This is a genomic window from Sphingomonas sp. SORGH_AS_0950, from assembly GCF_030818415.1.
GTDB lineage: Bacteria > Pseudomonadota > Alphaproteobacteria > Sphingomonadales > Sphingomonadaceae > Sphingomonas.
The window spans coordinates 2,320,001-2,336,302 of record NZ_JAUTAE010000001.1 but is presented as its reverse complement, the minus strand read 5'-3'; the positions used below and the strand labels follow the sequence as shown (position 1 = coordinate 2,336,302).

Here is a 16,302-nt window from a genome sequence, read left to right as displayed (position 1 = left end):
CGGGGGAGGAATGGGTTTCGTTACGATGCGGGCATGACCGTCCTCCGCATCGCCGCCGCCCTGATCGAAGACGGAAGCGGGCGCATCCTGCTGGTGCGCAAGGCGGGCACCCGCTGGTTCATGCAGGCGGGCGGCAAGATCGAACCCGGCGAGGACGCCGCCGCCGCGCTGATCCGCGAACTGGACGAGGAGATCGGGCTGACGGTCGCCGAAACGGCGCTGCGCCTGATCGGGCGATTCTCGGCGGCGGCGGCCAATGAGCCGGGGCACCGGGTCGACGCCACGGTCTTTCACCTGACCGTCGACCATGACCCGGTGCCCGCCGCCGAGATCGAGGAGGCGATCTGGATCGATGGCCGCTCGGTCGAAACCCTGCCGCTGGCACCGTTGCTTCGCGACCATATCCTGCCATGGTGGCGGGGCGGCACGGGCAGGAGGGAATGACATGCGGCGGGGCGTGGCGATGATGGCGGGCGCGTTGATCCTGTCGGGTTGCGTCACGACCACGACCGAGAAGCCGTTGCTGACCAAGCGCGCCTTTGCTCGACTGGCCGCCCGGTGCGGCGTGACCCCGACCGAGTTCAAGACGGCGCGCAGCGGCCTGCCCTATGTCCGCTTCCGCTACACCGATGCCGCGCAGGAAACCGAAATCCGGGCCGCGCCCAGCGTCGAATGTATCGGGCGCGGCCTGAAACGCTATCGATATGAATATTTCGGCCCCGACCCGGACCCGGCCAAGCCCGACGCCTGACCAGGGCAGATCGCCATTCCGCGATGCCTTTCCGTCCCTCGCCCCTCGCAGAGGGGAGAGGGGAGAGGGTTGCGCAGACTTGGTCTTTGCGAGAGCAAAGGCTTAGTCGGAGCTGGGTGAGGGGTGGGCGCTCGCTTCGCGAGCGCGCGAGCCTTTGGGCTCGCTGTACCCCTCACCCAAGCTGCGCTAGCCAGCAGGCTGGCAAGCTCCGCTAACCCTCTCCCCTGTCCAGGGGAGAGGGGAAAAAGCAGTCCTGAATGTCGATCCGGCCTATAGCCGCAGGCCCAGCCGAACCCCCGCCCCGGCATCGGGGGCACCCCGGCTGACCCCGGCGCTGCCCTGGATGCCCAGCGACAGACGCTGCGACAGTGCGGTGTCCAGCCCCGCGCCGATCTCCTGCCGGTCGGCGCTCTGGTCGCTCGCGCGCGAGGCATAGTTGTACGAGAGGCTGACCTCGCTCGCCTTGCCCATGCGGACCGCCACGCCGCCCCGCGCGCTGGTCACGTCGCGCAGGGCATAGCCGTCGGGCTGACCGACGAAGCTGTGGCCGATCGCGGCAAAGGGCGTGACCCTGCCGGGCACCGCGGCTTCCGCCCCGATCGAATAATCGGTCTTGCCCGTCCCCAGGCCGCGCGAGGCCGAGGCGGTGGGCAGCTTGGCGCTGCCGGTCAGGGCCAGCGCCAGATGGTGCGGGCGCGGCGCGACCAGCTGGACCGACGCCCCCACCACCGCATCGCCCAGCCCGCTGCGCCGGACGCGCGTGGCCGGGCGGGTGGGGTCGACGAAGATGGGCAGGCCCAGCGGCCCGCCGGGCGCGACGACATTGCCCGGCGCGTCCACCTGCACCACCGGCAGCGCGGCGAACACCGTCACCCGCTTGCGCTTGGCCCGCAGGCCCAGCGACGTGCTGGCGGTATCCACACGCTGTCCGGTGCCATAGCGGCCCGAGGCATAGTCCGCCCCGACCGTCGCGGTGACCTGTGCCCCCGCCGGTGCCGCCAGCATCATGGCCAGACCCGTTGCCATCCATGCCGTCCTCATGCCCGTCATCCCTTTTTGCATCGGTGTTGCGGAGGCAACGGATGCGGGATGGGATTTCATCCGATCATCGGTGCACCCTCTCGCTTCCGTCGGGGGAGGGCGGCAATCGGCTCCTCTCGCCTTTCGGGGCCGTCCCCGTTATCGCCACGGGCATGAGCGCGCGCACGTCCCCCGTCATCGCCTTCGGCGCCGCGGCGCTGGGCATCGCCATCTATTCGGTGATGGACACGCTGATGAAGCGACTGTCGATCGACAGCGGGGCCTATAGCGCGGTGCTGTGGCGGTCCTGGGTCGGGGTGGTGCTGACCGGCGCGCTGTTCCTGGCGCGGGGCGGGCGCTGGCCGGGGCGGCAGGCGCTGGCCCTGCATGTCGCGCGCGGTGCGACCGGGGGCGCGTCGGTACTGCTATTCTTCTGGGGGCTGGCGCGGGTGCCGATGGCGCAGAGCATCGCGCTGACCTTTCTCGCGCCGCTGATCGCGCTGTTCCTGGCGGCCTTCACCCTGGGCGAGCGAATCCGGCGCGCCGCGATCCTGGGGTCGCTGATCGCGGGGGTGGGGGTGCTGGTGATCGCGGCGGGCGAGGTGCAGGCGCAGGCCTCAACCGAGACGGTGCTGGGCTCGCTGGCGATCCTCGCCGCCTCGATCCTCTATGCGGTCAGCCTGGTGCTGCTGCGGCGGCAGGCGCAGGTGGCGGGGCCGGTCGAGGTCGCGCTGTTCACCATGCTGGTGATCGCGGTGCTGATGCTGCCCGCCGCACCCTTCGTCTCGGGCTGGCCCGCCACGGCGCAATGGCCCGCCATCGTCGTCGCGGCGGCGCTGGGCAGCCTGTCGGCGCTGCTGCTCGCCTGGGCCTATGCGCGCGCGGAGGCACAAATCCTCGCGCCGGTCGAATATACCGCCTTCGTCTGGGCCGCGCTGCTCGGCTATGCGGTGTTCGGCGAGCGCGTGTCGCCGTTCACGCTGGTCGGGGCGGCGGCGATCATCGGGGGCTGCGTCGTCGCGGTGCGGCGGCCCGGACCGGGGCCGCAGAGCGAGGCGGGACTATGACGACGACCATCCGGGCCGCCCGGCCCAGCGATAGCGCGACCATCCTGGGCTTTGTGCGCGAACTGGCGGCGTTCGAGCGCGAGCCCGATGCCGTCCACGCCACCGAGCCGATGCTGGCGGAGGCGCTGTTCGGCGAACGTCCCGCCGCCGAGGCGATAATCGCCGAGCGCGACGGCATGGCGATCGGCTTTGCGCTGTTCTTCGCCAATTTCTCGACCTGGACCGGGCGGCGGGGCCTGTATCTGGAGGACCTGTACGTTACGCCGTCCGCGCGCGGGGGCGGGGTGGGCAAGGCGCTGCTGGTCCATCTGGCAGGGATTGCGCGCGATCGGGGCTGGGCGCGGTTCGAATGGTCGGTGCTCGACTGGAACACGCCCGCGGTCGAATTCTACCGCGCGATGGGCGCGCAGCCGATGGCGGAATGGACGGTGCAGCGCGTGTCGGGCGAGGCGCTGGAGCGGCTTGCGGGGCGGTGATCGGGTTCGTCCGGAGGCGCGCCTCGCTATGTCGTCTCTGGCCGATTGTTCGGAAATTGGGGTAGCGGCAGGCAAGACACCTCCGCGTTCTCCGCGCCTCCGCGCGAACCATTCTTCCTGGCCGCCCCACCCTGTCCGCTCCGTTCAGCCTGAGCGAAGTCGAAGGCCAAGGGATTGCCGTCGCCAAGCCGCGCGGATGGTGCGTGCGCTTCGACTTCGCTCAGCGCGAACGGAGGAGGGGAATCGGAACGCCGTTCCCAAGTCCCGGCCTCACCCGCCGACGATAAAAAACGCCCCGGTGCGGGTGGCACCGGGGCGTCCTTCAAACCGAAATCCGAAAAGGGATTATTCGCGGCCGGGCACGTCGTGGTCGTGCGGCTCTTCGCCCTTGGCCTTGGCGGCCTCGTAACGCTCGATCGCTTCCAGGGTGATGCGGCGCGCTTCGTCGCGGTCGCCCCAGGTGCCGATGCGCACCCACTTCTTCTTCTCCAAATCCTTGTAATGGGTGAAGAAGTGCTCGATCTGCTGGAACACGATCTCGGGCAGGTCGTCGCGACCGCCGACATTCGAATAATAGGGGAAGGTCGAGTCGACCGGCACGCAGACCAGCTTCTCGTCGCCGCCGGCTTCGTCTTCCAGGTTCAGCACCGCGATCGGACGCGCGCGCACGACGCAGCCCGGGATGAAGGGCGAGCGCGACACGACCAGCGCGTCGAGCGGATCGCCGTCGGGCGACAGGGTGTGGGGCACGAAGCCGTAATTGGCCGGATAGCGCATCGGCGTGTGCAGGATGCGGTCGACGAACAGGGCGCCGCTCGCCTTGTCGAACTCGTACTTCACGGGCTCGCCACCGGTGGGCACCTCGATCACGACATTGAGGTCATCGGGCGGGCTCTTGCCGACGGGAATGAGGTCGATACGCATGGTCAGTCTTTCTCTGCCAGGGGGCCGGATACAAGTTCCGGTGCAAAAACAATGGCGGGCGCGATAGCGCAACCCGCCATGCCCTGTCGATAGATGTCCTCAGCGCGCCTTCAGAAGACGATCGAGCCCGGTTTCGCCGGTGCCGACCTTTTCCAGACGCGGATAACGCGGACCGCCGGTATAGGCGAGCGTGACGTCGCGGAAGACATCCTGGTTCTTTATCACCAACTTGACCGGCTTGGCCGGGTCCTTGGCGGCCAGGATCGCGGCCTTCAGGCGATCGCCCGAATAGCTCTCGCCGTTGACCGCCTGGATTTGCGTGCCGACATCGATTCCCGCCTTGAACGCCGGACTGTCCCAAATCGAGCTGGTCACTTCGCCGCTGTTCGACACGATCATGCCCAGCGAGTAGCTGACATTGGTGCTGTTCTTCTCGCCCTGCTTGAAGGTCGCGGTGGGCTCGGGCGTATAGACCAGCTTGTAGCCGTTCATCGCAAAGCCCTGGATCGGGGCGGGCTGGCCCGTCTCGGTGATGCGACGGCGCAGGAAATCGGCCCAGTCATAGGGGACGATCTTGTTCAGCGTGGCCGCCACATCGTCGAAGGTGTAGGTCACCTCGCCCCAATCGCCGTTGCGGATGCCGAAAAAGGCCTTGGCGAAATCGTCGATCGACTTGGTGCCGTTCGACTTCTGGCGGAGCATCGCATCGACCTCCATCCAGACCATCAGCCCTTCGTTGTAATAATCTTCCGACCGCTGCCAGCTGGTCCAGCCCTTGGGCTTGCGCGACGAGATGATCGGGTCGTTGGTGGTGTCGACCAGGTTGCGCCACTGGCGCGCGGGCGCGGTGTCGTAGATGGCGAGGATCGAGGCGTACTGGTCCAGCGTATCCTGCTTCGACACCATGCCTGACCGCGCCTGGAGGACATAGCCCCAGAACTGGGTCTGCCCCTCATAGACCCACAGCAGCGAGTCGCGCATCGGCGAACGGTAATCGGGGGTCCACAGGTCCGCGCCGCGCCGGAACTTGCCGTCCCAGCTATGGGTGAATTCGTGCGGCAGCAGGTTGCGGCGACCCGGCCCGGCATTCCACTCGGTGAAATAGCCCGGCGTCACGCCATTTTCGGACGAGCGGTGATGCTCCAGCCCGATGCCGCCCAGCTGGTCGCTGATCGACAGCAGGAATTCATAATGGTCGTAATGCTCCGCGCCGAAGGTCTTGACCGCCTGTTCGACCAGCCGCCGGTGCGCCTCGATCTGATCGGGCTTGGCGGCCAGTTCGGCGGGATTGTCGGCAAAGACGTTCAGGTTGACGCGCGGGGTCAGCGGGAAGACCTTGCCATATTTGCCCGCCAGCACCGGCGAATCGACCAGAATCTCGTAATTGGTCGTGTCATAGGTGTAGGTCGAACCCGACGCCTTGGACGGCACCGCGCCCGCGGCGGTCCAGCCGGTCGGGAAGGTGGCGGTCATCTGGATCGGGATCTGGCGGGTATAATAGCCCGCCGGATAGAGGCTGACCGAATTGGGTTGCAGCGAGATCATCGTCGGGGTGACCGCGACGCGGCCCTGGTCGGGCTTGGTCGCCGACAGGAACTGGAACTCCAGGTCGAGCTGCGCCGCGCCCGCGGGCACGTCGATATGGAAGGCGAAGACGTCGACCGGGTCGCGGGTCCAGGGCAGGATCTGCCCGTTGGCGCGGATGACCAGCCCCGCCAGCTTCTCGATCTCGCCGCGCGGGGAATGCGCGCCGGGCAGCCATTTCGGGAAGAGCAGCGCCATCGGCCCGGCCTTGGCGACCGGGATCGTCTCCTTCACGCGGAAGATGCCGCGGTCGGTGTCGGTGGCGTCGACCACCAGCTTGATCGTGCCCGGATAGGGGGTGTCGACCGCGTCGGGGATGGTGTTGACGAACGGGGCCTGCGCGGCGGGCGCGGAATTGCCCGGCGGCACCTGGGCGTTCGCCACGTAGAGCGGGGCGGCAGCGGCCGAGGCGAGCAGCGAGGCAACGACAATCGAACGAAACGCGGTACGGATCATGGAGAGCCTTTTGCGGCGAAGAGAGACGCCGGCAGGTTAGGCACCCGATAGGCCAGTCGTCCAGACCCTTTTGCCCGCCTCAGCTCCCGCCGCCCAGCACGTTGACCGTGAAGGCGATGACGCCGAGGTTGAAGATGAACGCCGCCAGGCACTGGCCCGTCACCACGCGGCGCATCCGGCGCGAAGCGATCGACACGTCGCTGGTCTGGAAGGTCATGCCCAGCGTCACCGAGAAATACAGGAAGTCCCAGTAATCCGGTTCGGTAGTGTCGGGGAATTGCAGGCCGCCCGCATCGCCCTTGTCGCCCGCACTGTAGAAGAGATGCGCATAATGCAGCGCATAGACGATGTTGGAGAACAGCCAGGCCAGGATCAGCGTGGCCACGACCAGCGCGATGGTGACGAGGCTGCTCCGCCCGCGCAACTCGCCGCCGACCGCGACCAGGACGACGAACAGCACGATCCCGCAAAAGACCAGCAGCACCGCGCGATTGGCGTCGTTGCGTGCGGCGCGGCGGCGCATCGTGGCCGCCTGTCCCTGTTTCAGCAGCGGGACCAGCGACCCGATGAACAGGATCGCGGCGGCATCGAACCCGGCAAGAATGCCCCGCGTCAGACCCAGCCGCGGAATCAGCAGCGCCGCCGCCACGATCAGGACGAACCCGAACAGCACGAATCGCGGCGGTGCGATCCGGTCCCCGATACGACGTTGCAGCCGTTGCCAGCGTGTGATGGTCATAAGATCGATCTACCCGGACGCGGGCGGGGTCGGCCAGTGACAAAGGCGACGCCTGTCGCGGCCGTCCGAAATCCCGGCACGGCCCGGATGCGCCGCAGGCGTCAACCCGCCGCGCGCGCGCCCTCATCTGCGATCGCCACCCGATTGCGTCCGTCGCGCTTGGCCCGATAGAGCGCTTCGTCCGCCCAGCGGAAGAGGTCGTCCTGCGTGGCGTCACTACGCCCCGGGTCGAGACAGGCTTGCCCGATGCTGACCGTGACGACCCGGCCGGGGGGCAGGCCCGGATGCGGCAGGGCCATGGCCTCGACCTGGCGGCGGATGCCCTCCGCGATATTGATCTCTTCCCAGGGCAGCAGCAGCGCGAATTCCTCGCCGCCGAACCGCGTCACCATCTCGATCGGACAGTTCGCGCCGCGGGCAATGGCCTTGGTCACGGCCTGCAGGCACCGGTCGCCGGCGGCGTGGCCGGCGGCGTCGTTGAACAGCTTGAAATGATCGACATCGATCAGGATCAGGCGGATCGCGTCCCCCCGCATCCGGGCGGTCTGCCGCAGTCGGGCATAGCGTATGTCCATGCTGCGCCGGTTGCCCGCGCCGGTCAGCGGATCGCGATGCGACATGCGGGTCAGTTCCTCGACCGCCGCCTCCAGCTCGCTGCTCTGGCGCTGCTGGATCAGGGTCAGCAGGAAACTCTGCTTCTGCACCCGCTCGTTGAAATAGGCGCCGATCGGTGTCGCCAGGATCATGGCGCCGTGGAAGGCCAGGATGTCGACCGACTGGAAAAGTAGCGTCCGTGGCGCGATGGCAAGCGGCAGTCCGAGATAGACGACGATGTTGGCGAGCGCGACGAGGATCGCGGGACGCACCTTGATCGGCAGGATCAGATTGGCGGTGAAGGCCGTCGCCAGTGCCGTCGTGCTCAACTGCTCGGCCATGGGCGACGGGACCGCCAGCGAAAGCCGGGTGACGAGGCCGACCGTGATGACGAACGGGATGGCACCGGCAAGCCATATCAGATGGGGCGGAATCCGCCGCTGCCCGACGAGGATCAGCGCCAGCACGATGGACGGCAGTTGTACGCTGAGCTTCCAATAGAGGGATAGCGCCAGCACCCCCACGCGCATGTCCACGATCACACCGAACAGCGTCAGGACCAGAAGCGTGGCGAGGACATAGACGACCTGGCTGCGCACGCTATCGGCGCGATAGCGGTCGAAGTCCCGCTCGAGGCGCGGGGGCAGGCGGATCGAGGACGTCAGCCTGGAAAGCGCATCCTCCAAAGCGGGTCGATCGGGCATCAGGCACTCCGGCTGACCGCGTCCTAGGGGGACGACGGTAAACCATAGGTTATAGACACAGATTTGGCTTTCGCGCCGGTGAATCCGGTCCTGTCCGGCCGCGACGAACGGGCGACCCGCTATTCTGTTCGAGGCGGCTTCCGGTCACGGCGCTTTCGGGTCGGAACTTGGGCCAGATCAACGCCTTGCCTCTGGCGGTATGACATGCAGGGGGCATGTCCGAACCCGCCACCCCCTTGCCGAGCGGCACGTCCGCTTCCCATGCCGCCGCGCTGATCGTCATCGACATGATCAACGATCTCGATTTCGAGGGCGGCGAGGATTTGCGCGAACCGGCCGAGGCGGCGGCGCAGCGGATCGTGGCGCTGCGCGATGCGGCGGACGAGGCCGGGGTACCGGTGATCTACGTCAACGACAATTTCGGCCATTGGCATTCCGAACGCTCCTCGATCATCGCGCATTGCGACCGCGAGGACAGTCCGGGCCGCGCGCTGATCGCCGCGCTCCGGCCGCGCGACCGCGACTATTTCGTGGTGAAGCCGCAATTTTCGGGTTTCTACGCGACCAACCTGCCCGTCCTGCTGCCGCAACTGGGCGTCACGCGCGTCATCCTGACCGGGGTGGCCGCCGACATCTGCGTGCTGTTCACCGCCGCCGATGCGCATATGCGCGAGTATGACCTGTGGGTGCCGGGCGACACGGTGGCGAGCGAGAGCGACGCGCATCGCCGCTGGGCGCTGGAGATCATGCGGCACAGCATGTGCGCGGAGACCCGGCCGACCGACGAACTGGCGCTGGCCGACTGGCTATCCCAAGGGGCGTGATCGCACTCTAGCGCGCGGGGCTTCGCTACCTTAGATAGCGCCACCTCTATGGCACGGATCGAAACCCCCAAGCGCGTGCGCGGCACGCAGGACATCTTCGGCGACGAGCAGCGCCGCTTTGCGCAGGTGCTGGCCACCTTCGAGCATGTCCATGGCCTCTACGCCTTTCAGCGGCTCGACCTGCCGGTGTTCGAGGATACGCAGGTCTTTGCCCGCTCGATCGGCGAGACGACCGATGTCGTGTCGAAGGAGATGTACACCTTCCCCGATCGCGGCGGCGACCTGCTGACGCTGCGCCCCGAATTTACCGCGGGGATCGCGCGCGCCTATCTGACCGAGGGGTGGCAGCAATATGCGCCGCTGAAGCTCGTCACCTCGGGCCCGGTGTTCCGGTACGAGCGCCCGCAAAAGGGGCGCTATCGGCAGTTCCACCAGATCGACGCCGAGATCCTCGGCGCGGCCGAACCGGCGGCGGATGTCGAGCTGCTGGTGATGGCCGACCAGCTGCTGCGCGACCTGGGCATCGCCGAGGGCGTGACGCTCCAGCTCAACACGCTGGGCGATGCCGAGACCCGCGATGCCTGGCGCGACGCGCTGGTCGCGCATTTCGAGGCGCATCGCGACCAGCTGTCCGAGGACAGTCTGGTGCGGCTGGAGAAGAATCCGCTGCGAATCCTCGATTCGAAGGACCCGCGCGACCGGCCGATCGCCGATGCCGCGCCCGATATCGACGCCTATCTGACGCCCGAGGCGCGCGCCTTCTTCGAGGCGGTGACGGTGGGGCTGGACGCGGCGGGCGTGGCCTGGACGCGCAATGCGCGGCTGGTGCGCGGGCTCGATTATTATCGCCACACGGCCTTCGAGTTCGTGACCGACCGGCTGGGCTCGCAAGGGACCGTGCTGGCGGGTGGTCGCTATGACGGGCTGATCGAGTCGCTGGGCGGTCCCGCCACGGCGGGCGTGGGCTGGGCGGCCGGTGTCGAGCGGCTGGCGATGCTGCTCGACGAGCCGGCCAAGCTGGGGATCGACGCGGTTGTCGTGCCGATGGGCGCGGCGGCGGAGCTGCGCGCGACGGGGCTGGTCGCGGAACTGCGCCGCGCGGGCGTCGCCACCGACATGGCGTTTCGCGGCAATATGAAGCGCCGCATGGCCAAGGCCAACGACCAGGGCGCCAGCTATGCGCTGATCCTGGGCGATGACGAGTTGGCGAACGGCCAGGTGCAGGTGAAGGCGCTGAAGACCGGCGAGCAGGCGACCGTCTCGCTCGACGGGGCGGCGCAGGGCCTGTTCGACCTGTTGTTCGAGGACGAGATCGCCGAGGCTCATGGCGAGACGCTCCCTCCATTGGCGCAGCGTCTGACCATCGCATGAAGACCATCTCCGCCGAACGCATCGCGCAGATCGAGGCGCGGCGCGACGAATTGCAGGCGATGATGGCGACCGGCGACCTGCCCTCGGACCGTTTCGTCGCGGTGTCGAAGGAATATGCCGAGCTGGAGCCGGTCGCCAACGCCGCCGCAGAAGTGCGTCGGTTGCGGCAGGAGGCCGACAGCCTGACCTTCATGACGCAGGACGGCGACGACGAATTGCGCGAGCTGGCGGCGGAGGAACTCCACGCCAACCGCACCGCGCTGGCCGAGGCGGATCGCCATCTGGCGCTGGCGCTGCTGCCCCGCGACGCCGCCGACGAGCGCGCGGCGATGCTGGAAATCCGCGCCGGGACCGGCGGCGACGAGGCGGCGCTGTTCGCGGGCGACCTGTTCCGCATGTACCAGCGCTATGCCGAGCGGCAGGGCTGGCGGGTCGAGGTCATCTCCGCCTCGGTCCCCGATACGGGCGGTTACAAGGAAGTCGTCGCCTCGGTCGCGGGCGCGGGCGTCTTCGCCAAGCTGAAGTTCGAATCGGGCGTCCACCGGGTCCAGCGCGTGCCGGTCACCGAATCGGGCGGGCGCATCCACACCTCGGCGGCGACCGTCGCGGTGCTTCCGGAAGCGGAGGAGGTCGACCTCCAGATCGATGACAAGGATCTGCGCATCGACATCTACCGCTCGTCGGGCGCGGGCGGGCAGCACGTCAACACCACCGATTCGGCGATCCGCATCACCCATATCCCGAGCGGGCTGGTGGTGATCCAGCAGGACGAACGCTCGCAGCACAAGAATCGCGCCAAGGCGATGAAGGTGCTGCGGACCCGGCTCTACGAGGCGGAGCGCGAGCGGCTGGCGGCGGAGCGGGCGGGCACGCGGCGCTCGATGGTCGGATCGGGCGACCGGTCGGAACGGATCCGCACCTATAATTTCCCGCAAGGCCGCGTGACCGATCATCGGATCAACCTGACGCTCCACCGCCTGCCCGAAATCCTGGAGGGCGAGCTGGACGAACTGGTCGGCGCGCTGCTGGCGGAGGATGAGGCCGAACGGCTCGCCGCGCTCGATGGGTGAGGGCAGACGTTCCTCTTTCCTCCATTCACACCACCCCGGCGAAGGCCGGGGTCCAGCTACCCTGTCGCCTGAGATGCGCGATGGGTGTCGACCAAGGGCCGGTAGAGACTGGACCCCGGCCTGCGCCGGGGCGGTAGGAACGGTTTAGTGGACGCCCGCACCGCGCTTCTACAGGCCGCCGAGCGTTTCGCCTTTTCCCCCACCGCGCGGCTCGATGCGGAACTGCTGCTCGCTCATGCCCTGGGGATCGAGCGCAACGCGCTGCTGCTCGACCTGACCCGCGCCGTCCCCGACAGCTTCTGGCCGCTGGTCGAGCGTCGCGCCGCGCAGGAGCCCATCGCCTATATCACCGGCACGCGCGGCTTCTGGACATTGGACCTGGCGGTCGGCCCCGGCGCGCTGGTGCCGCGCGTGGACAGCGAAACGCTGATCGACGCGGCGCTGGCCCATTTCAAGGGGCGCCCGCCCGCCACGGTGCTGGACCTTGGCACTGGGCCGGGGACTTTGCTGCTGGCGCTGCTCGACGAGTGGCGGGCCGCGGTCGGGCTGGGCGTGGATCGCTCTGCGCAGGCGCTGGACTATGCGCTCGCCAATGCCGCCGCCTGCGGGCTGGCCGATCGCGCGCGGTTCGTGCGGGGCGACTGGGCGGCGGCGCTGACCGGCGCGTTCGACTGCATCGTCACCAATCCGCCCTATATCGGCACCGACGAGATCCTCTCGCCCGAGGTGCGCGATTACGAGCCCGGCTCGGCGCTGTTCGCGGGGCCCGAGGGGCTGGACGACTATCGTCTGCTCGCCCCCGAACTGCGTCGCCTGCTTGCCCCCGGCGGGGCGGCGGTGGTCGAGATCGGGCACGAACAGGCGCCCGCCGTGACCATGCTTCTGGAAGCGCAGGGATTCCGGGTGGCGCTGCACCGCGATCTGGGCGGTCGCCCGCGCGCGCTGCTGGCGCATTGAACATTCCCGACGATGCCCCATATTTCACTTGTAGGACCGGCCCCCGACCCGCTACAGCGCGCACAGGGGCACGCGAACATCGACGGCTTGCACCGTGTTTTCGGGACACGACGTGGTTGGGCATCGTCGATGTCGGGCCGATGCCCGTACCCTTCGTCATGCAGTCGCTGCTGTCCGGCGGCCGTGGCAAGCGCCCGTTGGGCGCCAGAGCTTCGCATCGTGCGGGACGCGCGCGGTGCCGGGAAAAGTGGACCTTGTTGGTTTGACGACTAAGGACGAACAGCTTGATCAATAATCGGCAGGCCGGCCGCCGTCGCGGTCGTGGTGGCGGCAATAATGGTGGGCAGCGCCCGGGTGGCAATCCCGGTCGTCCCGACAATGGCAATCGCATCGACAACCGCGCGCGCGGCAACGCCAACCAGCTGTACGAAAAGTACAAGAATCTGGCGGCCGAGGCGCAGCGTCAGGGTGACCGGGTCAACACCGAATATTATTGGCAGTTCGCCGATCACTATTTCCGGGTGTTGAGCGAAAGCCGCTCGCGCTTCGAGGAGCAGAATCAGCGTCGCCAGCGCGAGGAATCGCGCGATGACGGCTTTGACGACGGCTTCGACGGCGGCGACGAGGATTATGGCGACGAGGGCGATCCCATCCGTCCCGGCGAGATGCAGGGCGAGGCGGAGCCGCGTCGCGAACGCCAGCCGCGCGAGGAGCGCAGCCGCGACGATCGCCCCCGCCGTGACCGTGAGAGCCGTGACCGTGAGGGCCGCGACCGTGAGGATCGCCCGCGCCGGGACGACCGCCGCCCGGCCCGCACCGAACAGCCGGTGATGGCCGAAGAGGCGCAGCCCGTCGTTGCCGCGAGCGCCGAGGTCGCCGAGCCGACCGCCGAGGCCGAAGCGCCCCGCCGTCGCGGTCGCCCGCGTCGCGAACGCCCGGTCGAGGCGCAGGCTCAGGACGGCGCGGAAGCGACCGGCTTCGACGCCGATCGCCTGCCGCCCGCGCTGAGCCCGGTGGCCGACAGCGAGGCTCCCGTCGAGGAAAAGCCCCGCCGTCGCCGTGTCCGCGCCGCCGCTCCGGTCGAGCCGGAAGCCGCGGCGGGCTGATACCGCCCGGACGGAACGAAAAGGCCGGTCGTCGCACCCCGCGACGGCCGGCCTTTTTCATGGAATGGCGGGCGCGGGGCACTCAATCGCGCCGGTCGACCTCCTCGTCATGCCCGCTGCCCGAACTGAGGAAGACCAGCCCCATCAGCGCGCCGGTCAGCATCACCATGCCGCCGATCCCACCGACCACCCCCAGCATGGTGACGGGGTTGAGCGGGCCATAGACCTCCGCCAGCACGACCAGCGCGAAGCAGACCGCCACGGCGGCGGCCAGCGTCATCCATGCCATGATCGCGCGGAACCGCGCCCAGGCGAAGGCTGCCTGCTCGGGATCGTCCAGACCGGATGGGGGAGGGGCCATGGCCCGACTATGGGTGCAGCGCCGCGTCCGGACAAGCCGCTCCGGCCGCGTCGGTCAGGCGCCCAGCCCGGACCGCCGCACCGGCAACCGCGCCAGGACGCCGCCGGCAATGGCGTTGATCTCCAGCCGGATCGGATGCCGCAGCGCATAGACCACTGCCAGCCACGCCAGCACCCCCGCCGCCGCCGCCAGACCCAGCAGGCCCAGCCCCATCGCCTCGGGCGCCGCGACCCAGTGGTACAGCGCCAGCAGCGGGACGACGGTGGCCAGCGCGCCGACCAGGCTCTGCGCATAGATGACCAGCATCGCGCGCCAGGCAAAGCCGGTCAGCCGCCGCATCAGCCCGACATAGATCAGGAACCAGGCGATGCCATAGCCGACGCGCGAGGCCGCCGCCGCCTCCAGCCCCGCCATCGCGCCCAGGAGCAGCAGCCCGATCGACGCGGCGGTATCGAGCATGTTGAACACCACCAGCTTGCGAATCCGCCCAAGCACGATGGGCAGCTCGATATGCAGCGGCAGCGCCGCCATGAAAATCTGCCCGATCGCGATCCACACCAAGAGCGGCGCCACCCCCGCCCAGCGCGGGCCATAGAGCATCAGCACGATCGGCGTCGCGGCGGCGGCCAGGAACGCCATGGCGGGCCAGGTCACCGCGCTATAGGCGGCGACCACCCGCTGATAGGGCGCGGCCAGATCGGCGCCCGAGTCGCGCAGGCGGGCAAAGGCGGGATAGAAGACGCCGTCGACCGCGCCGCTGACCAGCATCTGCAACTGCGCGGCCAGGCTGGAGGCGCGACCGAACAGGCCGACCGCGGTCAGGGTCAGGACACGGCCGATCACCAGATCGGGGCTGCGCATCCCGATTCCCCCGCTGATATGCAGCAGCGAGCTGTTGGAGCCGAAGCGCAGGATCGGCCCGACGCCCTTCAGCCGGGGCGGAAAGGGCGGACGAAGGCCCGAGCGCCACTGGCCGATCAGCGCGCGCGTGGCTTGCTGCGCAACGGCGGCCCAGGCGAGCGAAAAGGCCGAATAGCCCGCCCAGGCCAGCCCCAGCGAAAAGCCCGCATTGACGATCGCCGCGCCGACATTGACCAGGAACAGCGAATGATAGTCCATGCGCCGCTGCAACATGGCGCTGGGCACGATGCCGAAGGGGACGACCAGATAGGAACCCGCGATGATCGCCAGCAACGGGGTCAGCCGCGCATTGTCGTAGAATTGCGCGAGCGGCCAGGCGAGCATCAGGATCAGCAGCCCGATCCCCAGCGCGAAGATCAGCGAGACCGAAAAGCACGTCTCCACCTGGGCATCGGTCAGGTTGCGTTCGCCTGCGACGAACCGGCTGATGCCGAAATCCTGCACCACTGACACCATCATCGCGGCGGACAGCGCGATCGAATAGAGCCCCATTTCGGGCGGCGACAGGAAGAAGCGCGAGATCAGGACGCTGACGACGAACTGAATCGCAAAGGCGATATATTGCGCCCCGATCGACCAGAGCGCGGCGCCCCGGATCGACGACCCGCTCATCGGCGGATCCTGTCGCGGGCCAGCGCGCGGGCCAGCCGCACCGCCGCCAGCGGCCGCCCGGTCCGCGCCAGCCGCGCTACCGCGCGCCACAGGCCCGGCACCCGCCCGGCCGGATGCCCGTGCGTATCCGCCAGATGCGCGATGATCACCGGCAGCCCGGCGCCCGCCAGCGAAGGAGGATCGAACAGGATGCCGGTGACCACCTCGCTGCGCACCGCCCGCGCCACGCCGTCACGACCAAAGGCGGCGTCCAGCCCTTCGATCGGCGGCAATTCCTGCCAGCCGTCGGAGGGATCGGGCCGCCCCGCCAGCCGCTCGATCCGCACCTGCCGCGCGACGGCGGCACCATAATGCTGCACCAGGACATGGCGATTGGACACCTGGGTCCCCGAATAGCGATAGAGGAGCAGGCGGTCGGGCAGGTTGGCCATGCGCGTCCGCTCGGCAAGCCGCAGCCAGAGGTCGTAATCCTCGCAATGGCGATAGGCCGGGCGATAACCACCCACGGCTCGCAACAGGTCGCGACGCATCATGACCGAGGGGTGGCAAAGAAGCGGCCCCGATTCCAGTGCCGCCGTCACCGATTCGGCGGAAAGGGGGTGATCGATCGCCGCGCCGCGCTTGGGCTCGCCGGTCTCGGTGATCCGCAGGACGCGGGTGCCGACGACGCCATGATCGGGATGCGCATCGAGAAAGGCGACCTGCCGGGCAAAACGCTCGGGCAGCGCGACGTCGTCGCCGTCCATGCGCGCGACATATTCGCCC

General features: G+C 68.6%; 17 protein-coding genes (1 of these 17 running past the window's edge). 9 read left to right on the top strand and 8 right to left on the bottom strand.

Annotation, left to right across the window (positions count from 1 at the left end):
• The first annotated feature begins 33 nt into the window (after window positions 1-33).
• Complete coding sequence (locus QE385_RS10170) at window positions 34-444, top strand: NUDIX domain-containing protein (RefSeq protein ID WP_307101446.1); 411 nt, start codon at window positions 34-36, stop codon at window positions 442-444.
• A 1-nt stretch (window position 445) separates the two neighbouring features.
• Window positions 446-751: a hypothetical protein gene (locus tag QE385_RS10165; protein WP_307101444.1), complete on the top strand. Its 306-nt coding sequence runs from the start codon at window positions 446-448 to the stop codon at window positions 749-751.
• Between the two features lie 270 nt (window positions 752-1,021).
• On the opposite strand, the gene QE385_RS10160 is transcribed toward QE385_RS10165, so the two are convergent.
• The gene (locus QE385_RS10160) at window positions 1,022-1,777 is read right to left on the bottom strand and encodes a transporter (protein ID WP_307101443.1); all 756 of its coding nucleotides are present in this window, start codon (window positions 1,775-1,777) and stop codon (window positions 1,022-1,024) included.
• 167 nt (window positions 1,778-1,944) lie between these two features.
• Between QE385_RS10160 and QE385_RS10155 the strand changes: the two genes are divergently transcribed.
• The gene (locus QE385_RS10155; RefSeq protein WP_307101440.1) at window positions 1,945-2,838 is read left to right on the top strand and encodes a DMT family transporter; all 894 of its coding nucleotides are present in this window, start codon (window positions 1,945-1,947) and stop codon (window positions 2,836-2,838) included.
• A complete protein-coding gene (locus QE385_RS10150) occupies window positions 2,835-3,314 on the top strand; it encodes a GNAT family N-acetyltransferase (protein WP_307101438.1) in 480 nt (159 codons plus the stop codon). The genes QE385_RS10155 and QE385_RS10150 overlap by 4 nt, the downstream gene beginning before the upstream one ends.
• Window positions 3,315-3,659: 345 nt before the next feature.
• Here the strand turns inward: QE385_RS10150 and ppa are convergent, their stop codons facing one another.
• The 4 genes from ppa to QE385_RS10130 form a co-directional block, all read right to left on the bottom strand.
• Window positions 3,660-4,238, bottom strand: a complete 579-nt coding sequence (gene ppa, locus QE385_RS10145; RefSeq protein ID WP_307101436.1) for an inorganic diphosphatase — start codon at window positions 4,236-4,238, stop codon at window positions 3,660-3,662.
• Window positions 4,239-4,337: 99 nt separating this feature from the next.
• Window positions 4,338-6,278 carry a M61 family metallopeptidase gene (locus QE385_RS10140; protein ID WP_307101433.1) on the bottom strand — a complete coding sequence of 647 codons (1,941 nt, stop codon included), beginning with the start codon at window positions 6,276-6,278 and terminating at the stop codon, window positions 4,338-4,340.
• Between the two features lie 79 nt (window positions 6,279-6,357).
• The gene (locus QE385_RS10135; RefSeq protein WP_307101431.1) at window positions 6,358-7,017 is read right to left on the bottom strand and encodes a DUF1345 domain-containing protein; all 660 of its coding nucleotides are present in this window, start codon (window positions 7,015-7,017) and stop codon (window positions 6,358-6,360) included.
• A 101-nt stretch (window positions 7,018-7,118) separates the two neighbouring features.
• Window positions 7,119-8,315, bottom strand: coding sequence for a diguanylate cyclase (locus tag QE385_RS10130; protein WP_307101429.1), 1,197 nt, complete (start codon window positions 8,313-8,315; stop codon window positions 7,119-7,121).
• A 215-nt stretch (window positions 8,316-8,530) separates the two neighbouring features.
• Here QE385_RS10130 and QE385_RS10125 point away from each other — a divergent pair, with 215 nt between their 5' ends.
• From QE385_RS10125 to QE385_RS10105, 5 genes are all read left to right on the top strand, one after another.
• Window positions 8,531-9,139 (top strand): cysteine hydrolase family protein, encoded by a 609-nt coding sequence (locus QE385_RS10125; protein ID WP_307101427.1) that lies wholly within the window; start codon window positions 8,531-8,533, stop codon window positions 9,137-9,139.
• Between the two features lie 48 nt (window positions 9,140-9,187).
• Window positions 9,188-10,510: a histidine--tRNA ligase gene (gene hisS, locus QE385_RS10120; RefSeq protein WP_307101425.1), complete on the top strand. Its 1,323-nt coding sequence runs from the start codon at window positions 9,188-9,190 to the stop codon at window positions 10,508-10,510.
• On the top strand, window positions 10,507-11,580 hold the full coding sequence (prfA, locus tag QE385_RS10115; RefSeq protein ID WP_307101423.1) for a peptide chain release factor 1: 1,074 nt from the start codon (window positions 10,507-10,509) through the stop codon (window positions 11,578-11,580). The genes hisS and prfA overlap by 4 nt, the downstream gene beginning before the upstream one ends.
• A gap of 147 nt (window positions 11,581-11,727) precedes the next feature.
• Window positions 11,728-12,537 carry a peptide chain release factor N(5)-glutamine methyltransferase gene (prmC, locus tag QE385_RS10110; protein ID WP_307101421.1) on the top strand — a complete coding sequence of 270 codons (810 nt, stop codon included), beginning with the start codon at window positions 11,728-11,730 and terminating at the stop codon, window positions 12,535-12,537.
• Window positions 12,538-12,821: 284 nt separating this feature from the next.
• Window positions 12,822-13,643, top strand: coding sequence for a DUF4167 domain-containing protein (locus QE385_RS10105; protein WP_307101419.1), 822 nt, complete (start codon window positions 12,822-12,824; stop codon window positions 13,641-13,643).
• An 82-nt stretch (window positions 13,644-13,725) separates the two neighbouring features.
• Here QE385_RS10105 and QE385_RS10100 read toward each other — a convergent pair whose 3' ends face one another.
• The 3 genes in view from QE385_RS10100 to QE385_RS10090 are tightly spaced (at most 54 nt apart) and all read right to left on the bottom strand, a layout consistent with a single transcriptional unit that may run on beyond the window.
• On the bottom strand, window positions 13,726-14,004 hold the full coding sequence (locus QE385_RS10100) for a hypothetical protein (protein ID WP_307101417.1): 279 nt from the start codon (window positions 14,002-14,004) through the stop codon (window positions 13,726-13,728).
• 54 nt (window positions 14,005-14,058) lie between these two features.
• Window positions 14,059-15,537: an oligosaccharide flippase family protein gene (locus QE385_RS10095; protein ID WP_307101415.1), complete on the bottom strand. Its 1,479-nt coding sequence runs from the start codon at window positions 15,535-15,537 to the stop codon at window positions 14,059-14,061.
• Window positions 15,534-16,302 carry the 3' portion of a glycosyltransferase gene (locus QE385_RS10090; RefSeq protein WP_307101413.1) on the bottom strand. The gene runs 248 nt beyond the window's last position, so 769 of the gene's 1,017 nt are visible here — the last part of the coding sequence; the start codon falls outside the window, past its right edge; its stop codon occupies window positions 15,534-15,536. Before QE385_RS10090 ends, QE385_RS10095 begins: the two co-directional genes overlap by 4 nt.

Bases quoted from the DNA above. Each gene is read 5' to 3' on its own strand.
- hisS (WP_307101425.1), top strand. From the start codon at position 9,188: ATGGCACGGATCGAAACCCCCAAGCGCGTGCGCGGCACGCAGGACATC.
- QE385_RS10165 (WP_307101444.1), top strand. From the start codon at position 446: ATGCGGCGGGGCGTGGCGATGATGGCGGGCGCGTTGATCCTGTCGGGT.
- QE385_RS10130 (WP_307101429.1), bottom strand. From the start codon at position 8,315: ATGCCCGATCGACCCGCTTTGGAGGATGCGCTTTCCAGGCTGACGTCC.
- ppa (WP_307101436.1), bottom strand. From the start codon at position 4,238: ATGCGTATCGACCTCATTCCCGTCGGCAAGAGCCCGCCCGATGACCTC.
- QE385_RS10135 (WP_307101431.1), bottom strand. From the start codon at position 7,017: ATGACCATCACACGCTGGCAACGGCTGCAACGTCGTATCGGGGACCGG.
- QE385_RS10150 (WP_307101438.1), top strand. From the start codon at position 2,835: ATGACGACGACCATCCGGGCCGCCCGGCCCAGCGATAGCGCGACCATC.
- QE385_RS10155 (WP_307101440.1), top strand. From the start codon at position 1,945: ATGAGCGCGCGCACGTCCCCCGTCATCGCCTTCGGCGCCGCGGCGCTG.
- QE385_RS10100 (WP_307101417.1), bottom strand. From the start codon at position 14,004: ATGGCCCCTCCCCCATCCGGTCTGGACGATCCCGAGCAGGCAGCCTTC.
- QE385_RS10160 (WP_307101443.1), bottom strand. From the start codon at position 1,777: ATGGCAACGGGTCTGGCCATGATGCTGGCGGCACCGGCGGGGGCACAG.
- QE385_RS10170 (WP_307101446.1), top strand. From the start codon at position 34: ATGACCGTCCTCCGCATCGCCGCCGCCCTGATCGAAGACGGAAGCGGG.
- QE385_RS10140 (WP_307101433.1), bottom strand. From the start codon at position 6,278: ATGATCCGTACCGCGTTTCGTTCGATTGTCGTTGCCTCGCTGCTCGCC.
- QE385_RS10125 (WP_307101427.1), top strand. From the start codon at position 8,531: ATGTCCGAACCCGCCACCCCCTTGCCGAGCGGCACGTCCGCTTCCCAT.
- QE385_RS10095 (WP_307101415.1), bottom strand. From the start codon at position 15,537: ATGAGCGGGTCGTCGATCCGGGGCGCCGCGCTCTGGTCGATCGGGGCG.
- prfA (WP_307101423.1), top strand. From the start codon at position 10,507: ATGAAGACCATCTCCGCCGAACGCATCGCGCAGATCGAGGCGCGGCGC.